The 20,528-nt window shown below is 51.9% G+C and carries 18 protein-coding genes, 1 tRNA gene and 1 other RNA gene; 15 read left to right on the top strand and 5 right to left on the bottom strand.

The annotated features are described in order from the left end of the window. Positions 1–4: 4 nt before the first annotated feature. From GO013_RS07730 to GO013_RS07745, 4 genes are read left to right on the top strand one after another with little or no spacing between them, the layout of a single operon-like run. Complete coding sequence (locus GO013_RS07730; RefSeq protein ID WP_163809850.1) at positions 5–1,018, top strand: KpsF/GutQ family sugar-phosphate isomerase; 1,014 nt, start codon at positions 5–7, stop codon at positions 1,016–1,018. Between the two features lie 17 nt (positions 1,019–1,035). Further along, complete coding sequence (locus GO013_RS07735) at positions 1,036–1,599, top strand: zinc/iron-chelating domain-containing protein (protein WP_163809851.1); 564 nt, start codon at positions 1,036–1,038, stop codon at positions 1,597–1,599. An 11-nt stretch (positions 1,600–1,610) separates the two neighbouring features. After that, the gene (locus tag GO013_RS07740; protein WP_163809853.1) at positions 1,611–3,962 is read left to right on the top strand and encodes a PBP1A family penicillin-binding protein; all 2,352 of its coding nucleotides are present in this window, start codon (positions 1,611–1,613) and stop codon (positions 3,960–3,962) included. Positions 3,963–3,975: 13 nt separating this feature from the next. Further along, complete coding sequence (locus tag GO013_RS07745; RefSeq protein ID WP_163809855.1) at positions 3,976–4,758, top strand: PhzF family phenazine biosynthesis protein; 783 nt, start codon at positions 3,976–3,978, stop codon at positions 4,756–4,758. A 73-nt stretch (positions 4,759–4,831) separates the two neighbouring features. Here the strand turns inward: GO013_RS07745 and GO013_RS07750 are convergent, their stop codons facing one another. Continuing rightward, on the bottom strand, positions 4,832–6,820 hold the full coding sequence (locus GO013_RS07750) for a peptidase U32 family protein (protein ID WP_163809856.1): 1,989 nt from the start codon (positions 6,818–6,820) through the stop codon (positions 4,832–4,834). Positions 6,821–6,831: 11 nt separating this feature from the next. Between GO013_RS07750 and GO013_RS07755 the strand changes: the two genes are divergently transcribed. The 4 genes from GO013_RS07755 to GO013_RS07770 all read left to right on the top strand — a co-directional run bounded on the left by GO013_RS07755 (position 6,832) and on the right by GO013_RS07770 (position 12,324). After that, a complete protein-coding gene (locus GO013_RS07755; RefSeq protein WP_163809858.1) occupies positions 6,832–7,617 on the top strand; it encodes a dihydroorotate dehydrogenase electron transfer subunit in 786 nt (261 codons plus the stop codon). Between the two features lie 12 nt (positions 7,618–7,629). Beyond that, positions 7,630–8,547 (top strand): dihydroorotate dehydrogenase, encoded by a 918-nt coding sequence (locus tag GO013_RS07760; protein WP_163809860.1) that lies wholly within the window; start codon positions 7,630–7,632, stop codon positions 8,545–8,547. 62 nt (positions 8,548–8,609) lie between these two features. Next, positions 8,610–8,701, top strand: a tRNA-Ser gene (locus GO013_RS07765). Between the two features lie 224 nt (positions 8,702–8,925). Continuing rightward, entirely contained in the window at positions 8,926–12,324 is a 3,399-nt protein-coding gene (locus GO013_RS07770) for a response regulator (protein WP_163809862.1), read from the top strand. A 51-nt stretch (positions 12,325–12,375) separates the two neighbouring features. On the opposite strand, the gene ffs is transcribed toward GO013_RS07770, so the two are convergent. Further along, an RNA gene (gene ffs / locus GO013_RS07775) (signal recognition particle sRNA small type) lies at positions 12,376–12,471 on the bottom strand. Positions 12,472–12,609: 138 nt separating this feature from the next. On the opposite strand from ffs, the gene GO013_RS07780 reads away from it, so the two are divergent. Both GO013_RS07780 and GO013_RS07785 read left to right on the top strand, forming a co-directional pair. Beyond that, positions 12,610–13,539, top strand: coding sequence for a bile acid:sodium symporter family protein (locus tag GO013_RS07780; protein WP_163809864.1), 930 nt, complete (start codon positions 12,610–12,612; stop codon positions 13,537–13,539). A gap of 122 nt (positions 13,540–13,661) precedes the next feature. Continuing rightward, the gene (locus tag GO013_RS07785; RefSeq protein ID WP_163809866.1) at positions 13,662–14,405 is read left to right on the top strand and encodes a DUF4198 domain-containing protein; all 744 of its coding nucleotides are present in this window, start codon (positions 13,662–13,664) and stop codon (positions 14,403–14,405) included. A gap of 18 nt (positions 14,406–14,423) precedes the next feature. On the opposite strand, the gene GO013_RS07790 is transcribed toward GO013_RS07785, so the two are convergent. Beyond that, the gene (locus GO013_RS07790; RefSeq protein WP_239057787.1) at positions 14,424–14,870 is read right to left on the bottom strand and encodes a hypothetical protein; all 447 of its coding nucleotides are present in this window, start codon (positions 14,868–14,870) and stop codon (positions 14,424–14,426) included. Between the two features lie 298 nt (positions 14,871–15,168). Here GO013_RS07790 and GO013_RS17400 point away from each other — a divergent pair, with 298 nt between their 5' ends. The 5 genes from GO013_RS17400 to GO013_RS07815 all read left to right on the top strand — a co-directional run bounded on the left by GO013_RS17400 (position 15,169) and on the right by GO013_RS07815 (position 18,844). Then, entirely contained in the window at positions 15,169–15,909 is a 741-nt protein-coding gene (locus GO013_RS17400; protein WP_163809870.1) for an outer membrane protein transport protein, read from the top strand. Next, positions 15,875–16,384, top strand: coding sequence for an outer membrane protein transport protein (locus GO013_RS17405; protein ID WP_163809872.1), 510 nt, complete (start codon positions 15,875–15,877; stop codon positions 16,382–16,384). The genes GO013_RS17400 and GO013_RS17405 overlap by 35 nt, the downstream gene beginning before the upstream one ends. A 102-nt stretch (positions 16,385–16,486) precedes the next feature. Then, entirely contained in the window at positions 16,487–17,227 is a 741-nt protein-coding gene (locus GO013_RS07805; RefSeq protein ID WP_163809874.1) for an ABC transporter ATP-binding protein, read from the top strand. Then, complete coding sequence (locus tag GO013_RS07810) at positions 17,227–17,937, top strand: cobalt transporter (protein ID WP_163809876.1); 711 nt, start codon at positions 17,227–17,229, stop codon at positions 17,935–17,937. The genes GO013_RS07805 and GO013_RS07810 overlap by 1 nt, the downstream gene beginning before the upstream one ends. 82 nt (positions 17,938–18,019) lie before the next feature. Beyond that, positions 18,020–18,844 (top strand): rhodanese-like domain-containing protein, encoded by an 825-nt coding sequence (locus GO013_RS07815; protein WP_163809878.1) that lies wholly within the window; start codon positions 18,020–18,022, stop codon positions 18,842–18,844. Positions 18,845–18,852: 8 nt separating this feature from the next. Here the strand turns inward: GO013_RS07815 and GO013_RS07820 are convergent, their stop codons facing one another. Together GO013_RS07820 and GO013_RS07825 are read right to left on the bottom strand one after the other, a co-directional pair. Beyond that, a complete protein-coding gene (locus tag GO013_RS07820) occupies positions 18,853–19,770 on the bottom strand; it encodes a DMT family transporter (protein ID WP_163809880.1) in 918 nt (305 codons plus the stop codon). A 4-nt stretch (positions 19,771–19,774) separates the two neighbouring features. Continuing rightward, entirely contained in the window at positions 19,775–20,521 is a 747-nt protein-coding gene (locus GO013_RS07825; RefSeq protein WP_163809882.1) for a TlyA family RNA methyltransferase, read from the bottom strand. Between the last annotated feature and the right edge of the window lie 7 nt (positions 20,522–20,528).

The raw sequence follows: 20,528 nt of genomic DNA on the forward strand, positions 1-20,528 counted from the left end.
AATTATGACATGCACGACCGGAAGAACGGATTGGTTGAATTTGGCCTGTGAAGTCCTGGATATCGAAATCCAGGGCTTGTCAGCGGTCAAGGGACAGTTGGGTGAATCTTTTGTTCAGGCCCTGACGGCTATGGCAGAGTGCTCGGGGCGAGTGGTTATCACCGGAGTCGGCAAGTCCGGTCTGGTGGGGCGCAAGATTGCGGCCACGTTGTCCAGCACCGGCACCCCCGCTTTTTTCTTGCACCCGGTTGAAGGTGCGCATGGCGATATGGGGATGATCCGCAAGGAGGATGTGGTGATCGCCATGTCCAATTCGGGCGGAACGGATGAGGTGAATACCATTATCCCGGTGTTGCAATCGCTTGGAGCCACGGTCATTGCCATGACATCCAATACAGCGTCCGCCATGGCTCAGCTCTCAGATATTACAATTCAGGTCAGGGTACCGCGTGAAGCGTGTGCTCTTGGTCTGGCTCCGACTGCGTCTACCACCGCGCAACTGGCGGTGGGTGATGCGTTGGCCGTCTGCCTTATGGAGTGGAAATCCTTTGGCAAGGATGATTTCAAGAAATTTCATCCCGGCGGCACGTTGGGACAAAGGCTGGCCATTTGTGTGGATCAGCTCATGCATACGGACAATCTGCCTTCGGTTCGAGAACACGTTTCGTTGACCACAGCCCTTGAAGTGCTCAATGAAGGGGGGCTTGGCTTGGTGACTATCGTGGATGCAGCCCGGATTCTCAAAGGGGTGTTTTCCGATGGTGATGTCCGTCGTTTAGTCTGTGACAATGCGCTGGATGGTGATCAGACCATCAGCGAAGTCATGACAACTTCGCCACGGCGTGCGGTTGCCGGAGATAGCTCCGCGCATGTGTTGGATGTTATGGAGCGGAATGAAATCACGGTGTTGCCGGTAGTCGGTGATGACGGAACTTTGGCCGGAATGATTCATTTGCATGACTTGCTTGGCAAGGGCGAATTGCGGTTTTCCAATGGACGAGACAGGGAAGCCGGATAGCCGGTAGGTAGGTGACCGTGTCTCAAAATCGGAATGACGATGCTGATGTTTGTCGACGGTGCTCGCTTCAAGGAGCGACCTGTTGTCAGATAACGGCGGGTCAGGAAGAATTCTGTTTCCCTCTTTCCCCGGTTGAAAAGGAACGCATTCAAGAGCATGTTCCATGGACTGGCGGCTTTGCGCTTTCGACCAATTCAACGGCATTTATCGAATTTGCCTGCCGGTTGTTTCCTGGTGAGGAAGACGCTGTGCGCGTGGTTTTTCCTCATGGAAAAGAACATGTTCGCCTGGCGGTTGATGCGTCGGGAGTCTGTCGGTTTCTTGGCCCGAAAGGGTGTACGATCCCTCGGGAAGCGCGGCCATACTATTGTCGTTTGTTTCCCATTTGGATGGTGGGGCGTGACGTGATATTTTTTGATTCTCCAACCTGTCTGGCCCGACAGGAAGGCAGAACACTTGTCCGAATGCTCGATCGGCTTGAAATGAGCAGGGCTTCGGTCAAAGATCTGTATGGGCGATTGCGGCTCGTATGGGGACTTCCGCCACAGAAAGGCGCATGTCGGGTCACTCAAAAATTTTGACGGATAGGTTTATGAAAGTACTGAAGATACTGCTTGTTATATGCCTTGTATGTACGTTGGCCGGAGTGGGTGGTGCTGTCTGGATTTACAATTGGGCTGCCAAGGATTTGCCCGGGTTCAAAAATATCACGGATTATAATCCGCCGCTGGTAACGACAGTTTACGCCAAGGATAACGAAGTTCTTGGATATTTTTATAAGGAAAAGCGTTTCTTGGTGACATTGGACCAAATGAGTCCGTGGTTGCCCAAGGCGTTTCTCGCATCAGAAGATGCCAGTTTTTACGAACATGACGGCGTGGATATGACTGCCATTGCCCGTGCATTCATTGCGAATCTCAAGGCTGGCCGGACCCGTCAGGGCGGATCCACCATCACACAGCAGATCATCAAACGACTGTTGTTGACCTCGGAGCGGAGCTATCAGCGGAAGCTCAAGGAAGCGATTCTCGCTTTCCGGTTGGAGAATTATCTGACCAAGGAAGAGATTCTGACCATCTATCTCAATCATATTTTTCTTGGCGCTCATTCCTATGGTGTGGAGGCTGCATCTCGGACATATTTTGCAAAACACGCCAATGAGTTGACCATTGCCCAAGCCGCCATGCTGGCCGGATTGCCACAGGCTCCTACCAGATACAATCCCTATCGGAACATGCATTTTGCCCGACAACGTCAGGAATACGTGCTTGGACAGATGCGGTCACTTGGGTGGATTACCGAGGCGCAGTATCAGGAAGCCATGGATGAGGAAATCGAACTCGAATCCATGCCTGATCCTTCATGGAAGGTCGGTGCCTACTATCTTGAAGAAGTACGGCGTTGGCTGGTGGCTGAATACGGTGAAGATGCGACCTATAATGGTGGTCTGACCGTGACTACTCCGTGTGATTTGAAACATCAGCGTGCTGCGGAAAAAGCGGTCAAGCGTGGTTTGCTTGATTCTGCCAAGCGGCGTGGATGGACCGGACCGCTTGAGAATGTTTCGTCTGCCGATATGGAGGCTGTGCTTGAACAGGGACCGCAGGATACCGAATCCATCATGGACACGACTCGGCTGATGAAGGCCTATGTTACCAAGGTTCAGAGGGATACGGTGTCGGTCAACTTCGGGGTATTCAAGGGAATTATTCCGATCAAATCCATGTGGTGGGTCCGTGAGCCGGATATCAGAAAATCGCATGAAGACGTTCCCAACCCCAAAGACGCTCGCAAAATCCTTGAGAAAGGGGATGTGGTGTGGGTGACCGTTGCCAAGGCTCCCAAGGAGGAAAATGGCATCTGGACACTTGATCTCGAACGGGAACCCAAGGTTCAGGGGGCCATGGTTTCCATTACGCCGGATACTGGCGAGGTGGTTGCGTTGGTTGGTGGGTATGACTTTGAGAAAAGTCAGTTCAACCGAGCCTCACAGGCCAAGCGTCAGCCCGGGTCGGCCTTCAAGCCCATCGTGTATTCGACCGCGCTCGACAATGGCTTCACGCCGTCCACGCTGGTTTTGGATGCACCGATCGTGTATGCGAACGATGCGGAAGGAAAATTGTGGCGACCGCAGAATTTTGAAGGAACGTTTGATGGGCCTATTTTGTTACGGACGGCATTGGTCAAGTCAAAGAACCTCTGCACCATCCGTGTGGCGCAAAAGATTGGTATCCGTAAGATTATCGAACGGGCCAAGGCCATGGGACTTGATACGGAATTCCCGCACGACTTGTCCGTGTCCCTCGGGTCCGCCAGTGTGTCGTTGATGAACTTGTGCGAGGCATATACCGCTTTTCCCCGAGGCGGCTCTTATGTGAAGCCGCGCACGGTTTTGTCCGTGAAGTCCGCTTGGGGCGAGGATTTGTATACCTCGGCTCCCGAAGTATCCGACGCCATCAGTCCCCAGACCGCGTTTATTTTGTCCACCCTCATGAAACAGGTGGTTTCGAACGGGACCGGGTGGCGCGCCCGAGTCTTGAAACGCCCTGTGGCAGGCAAGACCGGCACGTCGAATAATGAGCATGATGCCTGGTATATGGGTTTTTCTCCTTATCTGTTGACCGGCGTCTATGTTGGATTTGACGAATTGACGCCCATGGGCAAGTGGGAAACCGGTTCTCGTGCTGCCAGTCCCTTGTGGGTCAAGTATCGTCAGGCCGTGGAAAAAGACTATCCGTATGAAGATTTCACCGAACCGCCGGGAATTGTTATGGTCCGGGTGGATGCCAAGACCGGCAAGCTCGCATCACCTTCATCGGCTAAGGAATTTTTCTTGCCCTTCAAGGTTGGATCGGAGCCGACGGAAATGGCCCCTTCCAGATCAGGCGGCGGGAGTGGAGACGGACCTGTTTCTGATGATGATTTGTTCAAGCAGACCTTCTAGCAGGGGGTGACCCATGGAACTCGATCTGTATCACGTTGACGCATTTGCGGACACGATCTTCAGTGGCAATCCTGCTGCGGTTATTCCGCTGCCCGAGTGGTTGCCTGATGAACTGATGCAGAACATTGCTCGGGAAAACAACCTGTCTGAAACCGCGTTTTTTGTGCGTAATGGTGCGTATTTTGATCTGCGATGGTTTACGACAGAGGGTGAAGTGGACCTGTGCGGTCATGCTACCATGGCGAGTGCGCACGTCCTGTATGAACACCTTGAATATACCGATTCCGTGGTGATTTTTGAAACTCAAAGCGGACGGTTGCTTGTTGAACGCGAGAACACGTTCTATTCCATGGATTTTCCGGCCTGGCCCGTGCAGGAAATACAGGTGACGGAACGCGTGGCCGCTGCTCTTGGAGCACGGCCTGAGCGATTGTACATGGGGCATCGCGATATGATGGCCGTGTTCGAGACGGAAATGCAGGTTCGAAATTTGGCCCCGAATTTCCATTTGCTCGCCAAGGTTGACGGGCTGTGCATCGTGTGTACGGCACCCGGAATCAACCATGATTTCGTGTCTCGATTTTTTACGCCGGATGTGGGACTTCCTGAAGATCCGGTAACCGGGTCGGCTCATTGCATGTTGGTCCCATATTGGGCGGACCGGCTTGGACGGTCGGTCCTGACTGCCTATCAGGCCTCTGCCCGTGGTGGTGTCCTGTCTTGCGAGGCTTTGAGCGATCGCGTTAAGCTCTCCGGTCAGGCCGTGACGTTCATGAAAGGTGTCATTGCTTTATAACGGAATGAATGTCTGAAATGAAAAGCCTCCGAATCGTGTGATTCGGAGGCTTTTTTTTGTCATTTTTTGCTGATTACAGCAATTGAAGTTTCCAGTTGAAATCACTGGTCCGTTGCGGGCGGGGCACGGCTTTGGGCCATTCTTCCTTGAGCGTGATGAATGTTTTGAATCCGAGTCGTTCCAATTTACGGACTTCTTTGCTCAGATCGAGTTCCCAGCCTGGATAAATCCAGTTGTTTTGGCCGTGTTGGCGAACAAAGGAGACTTCATGCATGGGGCTTTTGATGGTCTCATTGAAGATGACCGATTCCGATTGGAATCGGGCAATGCCGAAGGGCCAGAGTCCCTTGATGACATAGCCCAGTGACATGGGCGGATGCTGCGACAAGGCTTCAATATCTTCGAACGGCAGTTCAGGACTGATGATGGCCGAAGAGAATCCCAAGTCCTTGAGGACGCCGAGGGCGAGCCGGTTGGCGATATTGCAAAATGGTCCCGCGATCAGCGTGGCGTTCTTGCGATCTTCAAAGTACGCAGCCTGCCAGGGAGCGTTCAGGACAAATTCCCGTGCGCCTTTTTTGACGGCTTCTTTGATGAGAGAGCGATATTTTTTATCCTCATCCGGCCAGATGACGGGCGGAAGCCACCATTGAGAACGAACAACCGATGCCTGTGGCACCTTGCTGACTGTGAATTTTTCCAGCCAGAAAGCGGTCTTGTTGTATATGCGACCACGGGGCGGCTGACGAAAAACATTGATTAATTCGGATTGTGTCCGTTTTTTGTTTCGGGACGCTGCCTTGGGCCATGTCGGTGTGAAATGGGACTCCTTGGCTTCAGGAGCCGGGAAGAATTCCAATTCCTTGTCTAGGGCATTGACGAGTTTGGTTAATTCCGGTTCTCGTCGATCAACCAGAAAAACCTTGGTTCCGGTCGGCAGAGCCGGACCGCGTTGTTGTTTTGAAAACGGAATGTCCATCCGACCGCGTTTGGGGACGCGACGGCGGATGGGAATGGTTCGGTGTCCGGGCTGATCTTCATAACCGATTCGGATGAGATCGCCGGGATGCAGCGGTTCCCGAGGTTGGAAAAATGGTTTTTTTTGGTCTCGTTTGATTTCTCCGATAAACCGTCCCGAGCTGGTTTCCTGATTGGGTTGAACCGGCTGGAATGGGCGTTGCGGCAGAAAGATGGAGTGGCTTGTGGGACGGCCAAGGGCTTGATCCAGCAATTCCTGTGCTGCTTTTTTGAGCTTGGCATCATTGGGGTTGTCCCGAAGCATCTGATACGCCTTGACCGTGTAGAAGACGTAATGCGGTCCTTTTTTGCGGCCTTCAATTTTCCAGGCAGCCACTTGCGGCATGGACAGCAGTGGTTTGGTCAAGAGGTCCAGTGAAAGGTCGGAGCAGGAGAAGAGGCGTTCAGGATCTTTTTTATTTTGAGTGTACAGGCGACGACACGGCTGGACACACCGACCGCGCAATCCTGATTTTCCTCCAAGATAACTTGACCAGTAACATCGTCCCGAGACACAATGACAGAGCGCGCCATGGACGAAAATTTCCAGGTCCAGATTCTTGGGGCACGATTCGGCCATGAGCTTGACTTCATCCAGATTCAGTTCACGAGGAAGCACCACGCGTGATGCGCCGAGCTTCTTGGCTGTGGCAAGTCCGGATGGATGGCTGATATTGGCCAGGGTGGAGAGATGCAACTCGCCGCTGAACCCGACTTGTTTTGCCAGTTCGAGCATGGCCAGATCCTGCACGATGAGTGCATAGGGCTTGACGGTTCGCTGTAAACGGTCGATAAGCCGCCCTGCGGATTCCTGATCGCCGGGTTTGACCAGCGTATTCATGGCCACGTAGGTTTTGGTCCCTCTGTCCCTGCCAAGGCTTGCCAGTTGCGCAAGCTCACTGATAGAGAAGTTCTTGGCCTGCATCCGGGCCGAAAAATGTTTCAGGCCGACGTAAATGGCGTCCGCTCCGGCGGCCACGCCGGCGAGGTAGGAGTGTTTGTCCCCTGCGGGGGCCATAATTTCAGGTATATGTTTTTTACTCATAAGGTGTCTCTATGTCCTTGAGGAATTGCCGCAATGTAAAGGTATTGGAAGTTTCCCCGGTCGGTCAATCAAAAGCTGCGGGTGAATTCTTCGAGTTGAAGCTTGAATATCCGGATTGGGACGGGTGGAAGCCCGGCCAGTTTGTCATGATCCGTCCGGTTGATTGGGAGCTGGACCTGATGTGGGGCAGACCGTTTTCCATCTGTTCCGCAGACGGGAAGTCACTCACTTTGTTTATTCAAAATGTGGGGCGCGGCACCAGTCGCATCGCCCAACTTCAGCCCGGCGATACGGTCGCCATGTGGGGACCGCTCGGCAATTCGTTTGCAATGGAGCCGGAAACGCCGACCCTGCTGCTCGCCGGGGGAATCGGCATCGCACCTTTTCGCGGTTATGTCGAGTCTCATCCGCATCCGGAAAATTTGCAACTTTTTTTGGCACACCGGCTTCCCTTGGAGTGTTACCCCTTTGAAACCTTGTCAAAAAAGGTGGAAGGGCAATGTATTATTGAAGAAAAACCGGAAGACCTTCAACGAATTATCGCTGCCATGAAGGATTTGATCCGCGAGTACGCTGAAAAAGACGGGCTGATTTTATCGTGTGGCCCGACTCCTTTCATGAAAACCGTACAACGTTTTGCCAACGAATTCGGTGCACGCGCTCAGGTTTCGTTGGAAAATCGCATGGCGTGCGGTGTGGGGGCCTGTCTTGGATGTGTGACAAAAGACGGTGACGGCCATCATGTGCAGGTCTGTAGCAAAGGGCCTGTCTTTTGGACTGATAAAGTGGAACTCTAGGGAGTTTGTTTTATGGATATGCATGTTTCTTTCGGCGGACTTGACTTGAAAAATCCGGTCATGACCGCCTCCGGAACCTTCGGTTTTGGGCTGGAATTCGCTCCCTACGGCAATCTGGAGCAGCTTGGTGGGTTCGTGGCCAAGGGCGTGTCTCTCAAGCCGCGTGAGGGCAATCCCATGCCGCGTATCGCGGAGACACCGTGCGGGATGCTCAATGCAATCGGCATCCAGAATCCCGGGGTCGAGGCGTTTGTCACCAAGGCCCTGCCAGCTTTGGCCGGAAAAGACGTGGCTGTTGTGGCCAACCTTTATGCCTGTGATGCCGAAGAGTTCGGCGAATTGGCGGGCGTCCTGGCCGGAGAAGATGGTGTGGCGGCGTTGGAAGTCAATGTTTCCTGCCCCAACGTCAAGGAGGGCGGTATCGCTTTTGGTCAGGATCCGGCTCAGATCGGCAAAGTGACCGAGGCGGTGAAGAAAAAGGCGGGTGGCAAGCATGTGATGGTCAAGCTGTCGCCTAATGTGACTGATATTACGGTCTGCGCCCGGGCTGCGGCTGAAGGTGGCGCGGATTCTGTGTCTCTCATCAACACCTTGTCCGGCATGGCTGTGGATATCAGAAATCGGCGGCCTCGAATTGCCAATGTCATTGCAGGGCTGTCCGGTCCGGCAATCAAGCCGGTGGCTTTGCGGTGCGTCCATCAAGTGGTGCAGGCCGTGGATATCCCTGTGGTAGGAATCGGGGGCATTGCTTCCGCCGAGGATGCGCTTGAATTCATTCTGGTTGGAGCCCATGCCGTGCAGGTTGGCACTGCGAATTTTCTGCGTCCTGATTTGGCTTTTTCGCTGGCAGACGAGATGGCAATGATGCTCAAAGAGCTGGGGGCGGAAAGTCTGGAATCCTTTAGAGGAAGCCTTCAATGTATTTTTTAAAGAAAAAGCATTTTTTTACTTGCCAAGGTCCATCATATTGGATAGTTACTTCCTCTCAGCGCGGAGAGGTGTCCGAGTCCGGCTTAAGGAGCACGCCTGGAAAGCGTGTAACGGGGTAACTCGTTCGGAGGTTCGAATCCTCTCCTCTCCGCCACGCAAGCAGCAAGCCCCATCGATATATCGATGGGGCTTTTTGTTTTGACGCGTATGGCCTGATGACGTAACTTCAGTATACAGTTCACAAAAGTATTTGTGCCGAGGGACAGAATATAATCGTCTGAAATGTGGGGCTGTCATAGAGTGCTGTTTGATCTATACTGACGGGAGTGGATTCCGGCGAGCTGGAATAGTGTGAGTGATACGGCAAGAGAGGGACTGGTGAAGTTTTTATCCCGGCCACGACAGCGAGGAAACAGATCGCTTGTACAACATTTGACGGTCAGTCTGGTGTGTGTGCTCGCCGCGACTGCTTTGGCCATTTCTTCCGTCATTTTTCTTGTCTTATATGAAAAATCGCAAACGCAGTTTGAACAACGATCAAACGAAGCGTTGACGCATTTGTCCAACAGCCTCGAGTCCTATCTGTGGCACATGGAAGAAGAATCTGTCGTTAGCCTGTGCGAGGCCTTTTCCAAAATTGATATTGTCGTTTTCATCAATGTTGTCGATCACCGTGGCAACGAGGTCTATTCCTTTGGGACGATCGAAGAGGGAGAGACGATCGTCAAGGAAAAGAGCATCCAATATGAGAATGTCGAAGTCGGATACATCCGGCTCGGTCTGACTCCGAGTGTTTTTGAGGAAAAGGTCTTTGCGACGACTTGGATCAGCCTCTTGTCTTTATTGTTCGTGGCCATTGTGCTCGGGGTGTTTACCAAATTGGTGCTCGACAAGAATTTGCGATTGCCGTTGGGCCAATTGATTAAGCGGATCGACAGTATTTCTGCGGGAGAATATGACCAGCACGAGGAAGTGGACAACCTGTTGGAGATGAGTACGATTCTTTCGAAGTTCAATGAAATGGCCGGAAAGGTCCGCTTTCGCGAAGACCAGTTGCGATTGAGCGAAGAAAAATATCGGCGATTGTTTGAAACCACGACCGAAGGGATCATTGTCATCGACAAGAACAGGCGGTTGACCATGGTCAACAGTGTGCTGGCAACCATGCTTGGATGTACTGAGATGGAATTGTACGGCAAGCCCATCAGGGAATTGTTGCATCCTGATGACCTGGACCATCATGATCTTGAAATGGAAAAACGGGTTCAGGGCTATTCGGCGCAGTATGAGCGGCGTTTTGTTCACAAGGACGGGCATATTGTCTGGACGATCGTTTCATCAAGTCCCATGCTCGGTATGGATGGGGCCTTTGAAGGATCGTTCGGGATGATTACCAATATTTCCGATTTGCGGAAGGCGCAGGCTGAATTGAAGATCGCCTATGATGAGATGGAACAGCGCGTCATTCATCGGACAGAGGAATTGAACAAGACAAACCGGTTGTTGACGTCGGAAATCCATATTCGCAAGCAGACCGAAAAAGCCATTATTGATGCCAAGGAAGCGGCAGAAGAGGCGACCAAAGCCAAGAGCGAATTCCTCGCCAATATGAGTCATGAGATTCGCACGCCCATGAATGCGATTATCGGCATGACACATCTGACGAAGATGACCGACTTGTCCGCCACGCAGAAGGATTATCTCAACAAGATCGATATTTCCGCCAAATCATTGCTTGGTATCATCAACGACGTGTTGGATATGTCCAAGATCGAAGCGGGGATGCTTCGAGTTGAATCTGTCGGGTTTTCCATCAATCAGGTCCTGGAGCAATTGACCACCATTATTTCACCACGTGCGAGTGAAAAGAAGCTCGAATTCCTTATTAATGTGGACACGGATGTGCCAAATATGGTTGTGGGTGACTCCATGCGGTTGGCGCAGATCCTGATTAATCTTTGCAACAATGCGGTCAAATTCACTGAGAACGGTGCGGTTGTCCTTTCCATTCTCCCCCTTGAACTGGATGCAACGCAGGCCTCGTTACGGTTCATGGTCAAAGATGATGGAATAGGAATTCAGGAAGATCAGATCGAAGAACTTTTTCAGCCATTTACCCAGGCGGATGCCTCCACCACCCGGAAATATGGCGGGACTGGATTGGGACTCAACCTGTGCAATCAGTTGGTCAGTCTGATGGGTGGGAAGATCGGTGTGGAAAGTGAACCGGGCAAGGGAAGTCTTTTCTGGTTTGAAATAACAGTCCCCATTGCCACCTCGCAAGAGGAGCAGGTTTTGCTCCCGAGTGAGTTGCAGGGAAAACGGGTTCTGGTGGTGGACGACAACGCGACGTCTCAGGTTATTTTGAAAGGCATGTTGGAGCATATGGGACTTCAGGTCTCCCTCGCTGATTCGGGTGAGGAAGCCATTGATCTGCTTCGACTGTCCGCTGAAGACGGAAAGTATGATCTTTTGGTGATTGATTGGCGAATGCCGGGGATGGACGGGGTAGAAACTGCGCGGGCCATTGCAGCCGATGCGGCCATCGTGTCCAAACCACCCATGTTCATGGTTTCGGCTTACGGGAATGCCTCCTTGGTGAAAAAAACCAATGAAATGGGGTTCAAGGGATTGTTGTTCAAGCCTATCAACCAATCGTTCCTGTTCAATCTTGTGGTGGAAACATTGGGCAAGGATATGGTCACAAGCGGCGATACCACGGTGTGCGAAGTCGTGACAGATTCTTTGGGTGGAACCCGAATTTTGCTGGTGGAAGATAATGAGATCAATCGTCAGGTGGCCATGGAGATATTGTCCTCCGCGAATATTCAGGTCTTTGAAGCCACTAATGGGCAAGATGCACTGGACTTTCTTGAAAAGACCGAGGTTGATCTGGTTTTGATGGATGTTCAGATGCCTGTCATGGATGGGTATGAAGCGACCCGCCGTCTTCGGAAGCAGGAGCGGTTCCGGGAGTTGCCCATTATTGCCATGACGGCGCACGCTTTGGTCGAAGATATTGAAAAGAGTCGGTCTGCCGGTATGAATGGGCATGTTGCCAAGCCGTTTGATCCAGAAGATTTGTTTCAGGTCCTGTCACAGTGGATCGGACAAGGAAGGGATACGGAAGCACTGTCTTCGTTTGGCGCGGAGGATGCCGTTGCCTGTTCAACGCTGCCCGCATCCCTGGCCGGTATTGATCTTCAGCTTGGATTGAGACGCGCTCGTGGCAATCAGGAATTGTATAAGAATCTTCTGTTGTTGCTTGATGAAAAGTACGCAGATGCCGGGGAAAAAATTGAAAAGGCGTGGTCGGTGGAAGAGTTCGAGAAGGCGGTCGCTCTTGCCCATTCGGTCAAGGGCACATCCGGGATGCTCGGGGCCATGGAATTATTTGAATCTGCCGGGGAGTTGGAACAGGCACTGACCGATCACGCGGAGAATGTGCCAGAAAAGGTGCGTCAATTTACCGAATATTTATCCACGGTCATACAGAGTATTGCCGTTATCAAGCGAGTGGAGTGCACCAAGACCGTCTTGAAACAGGCTGGTGACGAAGCCGACTCTGAAACCTTGCTGGCATCGCTTGATGCGTTGAAAGGGCCTTTGTCCGAAGGAGCACCAGTGGAATGCCGTAAACAGGCAAAGGCGGTGCAGGCGCTTGTCTGGCCCGGTGAATTTCACGATGATATCGCTCGAATCTTGAAACTCGTGGCAGAGTATGACTTCAAGAAAGCCCTTGGTCTTGTGGAGGACCTGGAACACCGTCTTATATAAAGTGCCGCATCATAGCCCATGAAAAAAGGCGCGTTCAAATTTGAACGCGCCTTTGAGTGGAAACCGGATACCCGGTAACAACCAATACCGCTGCTTCCTTTCGGACCTGACGGAGTTCTCAGCGCAACCGCCACCCGGCTTCCCTCATTCGGGAAGAGGTTAACTACAGCGTTTTTGGAGCTTCGTCAACTCTTCACAGCCCCCTTTGCTTCATATATTCACTTTTGTTGACAGATTGAACGTGTGGATTTCCTTTTCCTACGATTTTTACGGGTATGGTGTCAGATGAAGTGTGGGTTTATTGCGGAGTATATTGAACGGTATTTTATTGTCATTACTGTTGTGTTGTCCGGGGTCGCTTTGACCTATCCTCCATCGTTTACGTGGATCAAACCTCATATTCCCCTTGGATTGGGCATTATCATGTTTGGGATGGGGTTGACGCTTGAATTCGAGGATTTTCGAGATATAATGCGCAAGTGGCCTCTTGTTGGCCTTGGGGTGATCTTACAATATACGCTTATGCCCTTGCTTGCGGTGGGGATAGCTTTTGTCTTGAATATCCCCCCGGAAGCGGCCATTGGCCTGATTATCGTCGGAGCGTGTCCGGGGGGAACCGCGTCTAATGTGATTGTCTATTTGGCCAAGGGCAATGTACCGCTGTCTGTGACCTTGACGTTGGCATCAACCTGTCTGGCACCGCTTTTGACGCCGATCATCGTGTATCTGTTGGTGCAAAAACAGATTCAGCTCGATTTTTGGGGAATGGTCCAGTCGGTTTTCTGGATTGTTGTTTTTCCCATGCTTGACGGACTGGTTCTGCGCCGACTTTTTCGTAAAAGGCTGGAGCCAATTCTGCGTTTTTTCCCTTCCCTCTCCATTTTGGTCATCGCTGGACTCATTGCCTGTATTATTGGATTGAATCAGAAAACTTTGCTCGCCATGCCGGTTTTGGTCTGTCTGGCCGTCATTATTCATAATGGGTGCGGGCTTGTCGCAGGGTACGGGTTGGCTCGGTTGGCCCGGTGCTCCAAGCGGGATGCGCGGACCATTGCTATCGAAGTGGGGATGCAGAATTCCGGCCTTGGCGTGGCGTTGGCCGTGAAATATTTTGGTGCGCTCAGTGCGTTGCCCGGGGCGTTATTCAGTTTGTGGCACAATCTGTCGGGGGTCGCTTTGGCTCGGCGGTGGAAACAGGAGGCAGACGAACGATAATTCGGTGCCGTGATTATAAATTTTGTCGTATGATTCTTGACAGGTGTTACAAATACTGTATTAGTAACATCGATCGATCACGAAAATGGAACTTGTACTCATCAAACAGGAGAAGAGTGACGATGAATGGATTGAGAATCGTACTGGCAATGGTCTGTGTATTGTGGGCGACAACAGCGTCTGCTCATTTTGGTATGTTGATTCCTGATACGGATGAAACCACGCAGCAGAAACGGACTGTCGAATTGACATTGTCCTTTTCTCATCCATTTGAATTGCAGGGCATGGAATTGGAAAAGCCTGCCAAATTTTTCGTGGTTGTCGATGCCGAGAAATCACAGGATTTGCTGGCGACCCTGACGCAAACCCAGATCATGGGCCAGACCGGCTGGAAAACTTCGTACACACCAAAAACACCTGGAATGTATACTTTTGTTTTTGATCCGGTCCCATATAAGGAAGACGCGGAAAATAACTACATTCGTCACATCACCAAGGTTGTTGTAGACGGCTTTGGCGAAGGAGAAGGGTGGAATACTCCATTGGGTCTTGAGACGGAAATCGTGCCGCTCACACGGCCCTTTGGCAATTATGCCGGGAATGTCTTTCAGGGCATTGTTCTGTATCAGGGAGAACCCGCTCCGTTTACCCGGGTTGAAGTCGAGTATTACAACAAGGATGGCAAGCGGACCGCGCCCAATGAGCGGATGGTCACGCAGGAAGTTCTTGCCGATGCCAATGGTGTTTTCACTTTTGTCTGCCCGTGGAAAGGGTGGTGGGGATTTGCCGGTTTGACCACGGCAGAGGAACCGTACAAAGGCCGTGAATTGGAACTTGGCGCGGTTATCTGGGTCGAAATGCAATAAAAATATGGGCGGTGAATATTAATGCCGCTCTTCTGCGGGCGTGTGTCGGTGCTTTTCAGCGCGTATCCTGAGGAGGATGGGTGTGATGAATTCATCGGGAAAGGCACCACACACGGCTCCGCAATAGGCTCCGACAATGGAGCCTATGACCAGGTTGGCTCCGTCTGAACTGGATGCCACCTGAAGGATCGTTCCCACCACAGCACCGAGAAAAGCCCCCATGGTCCACCCGTCGTGATGGACGCCTCGGTATGGTTTGGCGCCACGCCATGTCCTGAAAAGATCTTTGAGAAAAAATCCCGTAAATCCACCAAGAAAAGCACCAATAAGCGTTAAGACAACCCCCGGGAAAACCGTGTGCAGGGTGAGTTCTCCCGCTCGAATGGATCCTTCGACAATGCCCGCCAATCCCCCGGCGGCCAGGGTTCCGTGGAAGCTCTTTTCCTTGATATCTAATGTAGGCATGAAATGGCGCATGGTGTCTCCGTGGGCATTTTTTTCCCGGATAGTTCCTCTTCATGTCATGTTGCCAGAATCATGCCGTCCTCTTTTTGCCGTCAAAAGACGAGAAGAATGTCAAACAAGTGTTTGAAATAGCATAAATGTTTTACATTTTTTTTTGTGTCGGGTACGAGGTGTGAGTTTGTGCAAAATATCATTTTTAATGTGTTTGAAACAGGATTTCACTCCTGATCTGGGAAGATGTCGAACTCATTGAATAAGACCGCTGTCGCAGGGATGTGGCAGCACTGAAGGGGGAAGGATGAAACGAACATCCGCCGTTTTTTACTGTAGTTTAGTACTCTGCCTTTTGGCCTCCGCCGCGACGGTTCATGCTGGCGGATTTGCTTTGTATGAGTGGGGTAACAGGGCGCTTGGCATGGGAACTGCCAACTACGCCACAGGCAATGACGCTTCTGTCATCGCGTATAACCCGGCTCAGATGACCAAATTGGAAGGGACGAATTTGTACGGCGGTGTCGCTGTCATTACTCCCATGTCTGATGTGTACATCGATGGGAACAAAAATACGACCAAGAGTGTGTCCCATGCCATTCCGCATGTGTACGCCACGCACCAGCTCAATGATAAATGGGTCATCGGTATCGGTGAATTCACTCGTTTTGGCCTGGGCACCAAATATGATAAGAATTGGGATGGCAAGACACTGCTCAACGAGGCCTTGCTGGAATCCTATTCGTTCAACCCGAGCGTGGGCTACCGTGTGAATGATTCCCTGTCTGTGGGCGGTGGTGTCGAGGTCATCAAAGGCTCATTCTTGCTCAAGAAGGATGTTAACGCCCTTGTTCCCGTCCTTGGCGGGAGTCACACCAAGATTGATGTTGCCGGTACGTCCACTGGTTTCAATCTCGGTATGTTGTATGATGTCACTGACGCGGTTTCCTTGGCCTTGACGTACCGGTCCTCGGTGCATTTCGTTGGGCATGGCGATGTGCACAGAAGGTCCGGTGAATACCTCTGGAAACGCGACCCTGACCGCTGATTTTCCGGCGAGTTATACGGCTGGTCTCGGATTCACTCCCATGGAAAATTTGTCCATCGAATTTGACGTGATTTTCACGCAGTGGGAACAGTTCGATCGTATTGAATTCGATTTTAGCGGCTCACCGCTTCCCGATACGGTTGAGGATTTCAACTACAAGAACACCTGGCGGTTCCAGCTTGGTGCGGAATACCTGGTTACCGATGCCTTTGCTCTGCGTGCCGGGTATGTGTATGACCAGTCGCCGATTCGGCATGAGTATACCTCACCCCTGCTTCCGGCCAATGACCGGAATCTGTTCACGTTGGGTGCTGGATACAAATACGATAACTGGACCTTTGATCTGTCCGGCATGTACATCGTGACCAAAGAGCGTCACGGCATGAGCATGACTGACGGTGTCGCCACGTATGATGTTGATTTCAAGGGTGGAACCACGTGGGGCGCAGGCCTTTCCGTCGGCTGCTCCTTCTAGATCTTCATGCTATGACGTTTTCAAGGCCCCTGCTTCGGCAGGGGCCTTTTATTATATTGACACCCCAACGTCTCTGGTTGAATCTGCTGGAAGAGGAATACCATGATTATACTGAATACCCTTTCTTTTACATATCCTTCTGGCGGCGATGTCCTGACTGATATCTCTTTGCATATCCCCCGTGGGGAGCTGGTGGGATTGGTCGGGGCCAACGGAAGTGGCAAGTCCACATTGTTGTCGTTGATAGCCGGTCTCTATGTTCCCACCGGCGGGGCGATGACTGTTGCCGATAGAGTGTGTCCGGGAAGCGAAAAATCCATCCGAGCCGTGTGCCGTTTGGTCATGCAGGATGCAGATTTGCAGATTCTTGGCGGGACTGTCGAAGAAGATATGCTTATGGGGAGAAAGCGCGACGAGGGCTCGGTGGCCAGGGCCAAGGCCATGGCAGGTCGATTCAACCTTTTGTCGGCATGGGAACGCCCTGTTCAGACGTTGTCGTGGGGAATGAAACGGAAGTTGTGTCTGGCAACGGCGCTTTTGGACAACCCGACAATTTTGTTGCTGGACGAGCCGTTGAGTGGATTGGACTATTCGGGTGTGCGGGAGATGCGCGCCATAATTCAAGAAAATCATCAGGCCGGATTGACACAGATTGTGTCGTCACATGATCTGGAAAGTTTCATTGATCTGGTCGATTCGCTGGCAGTCCTTGATGCCGGGCGGCTGGTTGATTTCGGTCCCCCGGAATCGGTGCTTGATCGAGTTCGGGACCATGGGGTCAGACCGCCTCGTTCATGGAGCGTTGATCGATGCATTGGCTCCTGGGATGTGGTGGCTGACTAATGTCCTCTGTTGCCACATATATTCGAGATCTTGATCCGCGTTTGAAATTGGGTGTTGCCCTGATACTTGGTCCGGTCCTTTGGAAAGTGGATTTTTCTGCCGTGATCGTGAGCCTTGTCGGTTTGCTTTTTCTTGTCTGGCCACTGGCGGTGGAACAGCCTGTGGGCGCAAAAATGGTTCGGAGTCTGATGGTTTTTGTCGTGTTTTGGGTGGCGATCAAGATGGTGCTGGATGCTGTTTCGGGCGTACCTGTGGAATTTATCGTGATGGATGGAGCCCAACTGGGGGCCAGGCTGGTTGCATTGGTCCTGTTGGGATTGTGTCTCGCGTTGTCCTCATCGTCCCGGGCCATTGGGTTGGCAATTTCTTGGGTACTCCGTCCCTTCATTGGTCGGGAACGGGCCTGGCGGGCCGCATTGTCACTTGCCTTGATGGTCCATTTTCTTCCGCTGTGTTTGGAAGCTCTCGCCAGAATCAGGGAAGTGGCTTCTCGGCGATGCCTCGGCAGTGGATTCAGGGTGCGCTTCTTGGTTGTCCCGGCGGCTCTAATGCGGAATTTGAGTCAGAAAACATGGAATCAGACCATGGCCATTGCCTGCCGTGGGTTGGATACTGCGGAAGCGTGGGAAGCGGATTTTACGTGGACACTTCGTGAGACCATTACCTTACTGGTATCGGTGTGTCTGATCAGTGGATTGTTTTTTCTTTGATTGATTGGGGCCGGAATGCTGTGCGTTTTATGCCGGAGCAGTGTATATTGAAAAAAAAGCTGCGATCTGACGGAGGAAAATCATGGCAGGGATACTCATGCTGTCCACGGAGCAGGCCCGGTCATACATGGCTACTCATCAGCCTGATTCCTATACATTACTGGATGTTCGCCAACGCTGGGAATACGAGGAAGAACACCTGCCGGGAGCCACGCATGTCCCTTTGCCCGAGTTGGTTGATCGGTTGAATCTCATCGAAAAAGGCAAACCAATTTTGGCCTACTGTCGATTTGGAGGTCGGAGCAAGGCCGCTTTGGACCTGCTTGATGGATTCGGATTTCATAATCTTCATAATGTGGTCGGCGGCATCGCTGAGTGGACCGGGAGAACCGCTTTTGGTCCCATTGATTTGGGATTGATTGCGTTTTCTGGAGTGGACACCGCTGAACACGTTCTTCGCAAGGCATACGCCATGGAAGATGCCGTGTCTGATTTTTATCAGGAACGGGCGGAGTTGGCTGAAACGAGTGAAGAGATGGAACTTTTTCGCGAATTGGCCGGATTTGAAGACCGCCACAAGGCCGTGATAGTGAGACTGCATGATCGGATTGTGGGGCGAACCATGGCTATGAATCTGGACAATACCCCGGAATCGGGTGAAGCGATTGTGGAAGGCGGTGTGCCCGTTACGGAGTTTATACGACAATTCCCTGCAGCGTTTGACGATATCGATGGCGTTTTGGAACTGGCTATGATGATCGAGGCACAGGCGTTGGACTATTATCTCCGGTGTGCTCGACAGGCCGAATCTTCGACGGTTCGGGATGTGCTGCATACTTTAGCCCGGGAAGAAAACGCGCACCTGAAGGTGTTGGGCCGATTTATGGAAAAGCGGATGACGGGGTGAACTCGCGTCTATTCAGTGTTTTCGGATTCGTCAGAGGTGGCTGACGTGAGTGAAGGCATTTCGACGGTGTGTTTGAATCGAAGATTCGGTACAACAATTCCGAAAAGAATCAGGCTCATTCCGATAATTTGCAGAAGGACGATTTGTTCGTCGAGCAGCAGGGCCGCTCCGGCCAGAGTCATGACCGGTTCGACGGATGAAAAAATACTGGCATAGGCGCAGCCGATCTTGTCAATAGCGGCATACAGCAGCGATATTGCCACGAGGCCCGGGATGAGTCCTAGAGCCAGTCCAATCAGGTGTTGTTCCGTCGTTGAGTGCATCCAGGCTGTAATATCCCCGGATACAGTGAAGGAGATGGCGGCAAAGAACAGGACATAGAGGGTCGCTGTCAAAGCTTTGAGATCTTTCAGGAGGACCTGCGTCAAGACGAGATAGGCGGAGAAGGTCGCGGTCGAGCCAAAGGCATACAGCAGTCCCATATGATCCACTTCGCGGAGAAAGGCGTCATAAAAGACGAGACAGCATCCCGAGACCACGAGAAGGAGCGAACAGACAACGAGTTTGTTGAGTCGCATTCCCAGGAAAATCACGGAAGCAATGGTCACGATGACTGGATAGCCATAGAGGATCAACGAGGCTGTTGATGCCGGAATCGTGGCCAGAGATTTGACGAAAAAAGTCGTCTGTACCCAGTAGACGATGACTCCCAAAAGTGCACATTTGACGAAACCCTGTCGGGAAATTCGGAAAAGTGATCGATCTTTCAGCAGGATGACCAAAAGGACGAAGAACGCGGCATAGGAGAAGCGGTATTGCATCATGACCGCACCATCCATGCCCGCAGCATAGCCAAGTTTGACGAGAAGCGGCAAAGCCGCGAACGCTGTCGCAGAGATCAGCGAGAGCAAGAGACCGTACATCATTGCATTACGCTTTGGCCATATATGCCATGTATTCCTGGTTGCCTTTTGGGCCGAGGATTTTGGATGGGACGACGCCTTTGAGCGTCAGTTCCAGTTCGGTTTGACAAAATTCAGTGACCATGGTCACGGCTTCCTGTCGCAAGGTTTCATCTCGAACCACGCCTTTATCGGTCTGGCCCGGTCCGACTTCGAATTGCGGCTTGATAAGTACGACCAGTTCTCCGCCTTGTTTGAGGAATTGGCAGCAGGCCGGAAGGATTTTGGTCAATGAGATAAATGAGACATCCGCGACAATGACATCCACGGGTTCCGGGATAAGATCCGGCTCGGCATGGCGGACATTGGTCCGTTCCATGTTGATAACCCGTTCATCCTGTCGCAATTTTTCATGCAACTGCCCGTAGCCCACGTCGATGGCGTAGACGCGCGTAGCACCGTGTTGGAGGAGACAATCGGTGAAACCGCCGGTTGACGCTCCGGCATCCAGAGCAATTACATCTGTGAAATCAAGGGAGAATTCTTCGATGGCCGTGAGGATCTTGTGGGCTCCACGCGAAACAAAACGTGAGTCCTCCGGGACAACGAATTCCGTTTCAGGAAAGAATTGTTGCCCCGGTTTGTTGACCGGAGTTTTTTGACCCCGGTCCATGTAGTGCACCTTGCCGGCCATGATGAGTCGTTTGGCTTTTTCCCTGCTTTCCACCACGCCAGAGGAGGCAAGCAGTTGGTCCGCCCGTTGTTTCTTCGCCATGTCTGTC

It is taken from the genome of Pseudodesulfovibrio sp. JC047 (assembly GCF_010468615.1).
In the GTDB taxonomy this organism is placed as follows: Bacteria; Desulfobacterota; Desulfovibrionia; order Desulfovibrionales; family Desulfovibrionaceae; genus Pseudodesulfovibrio.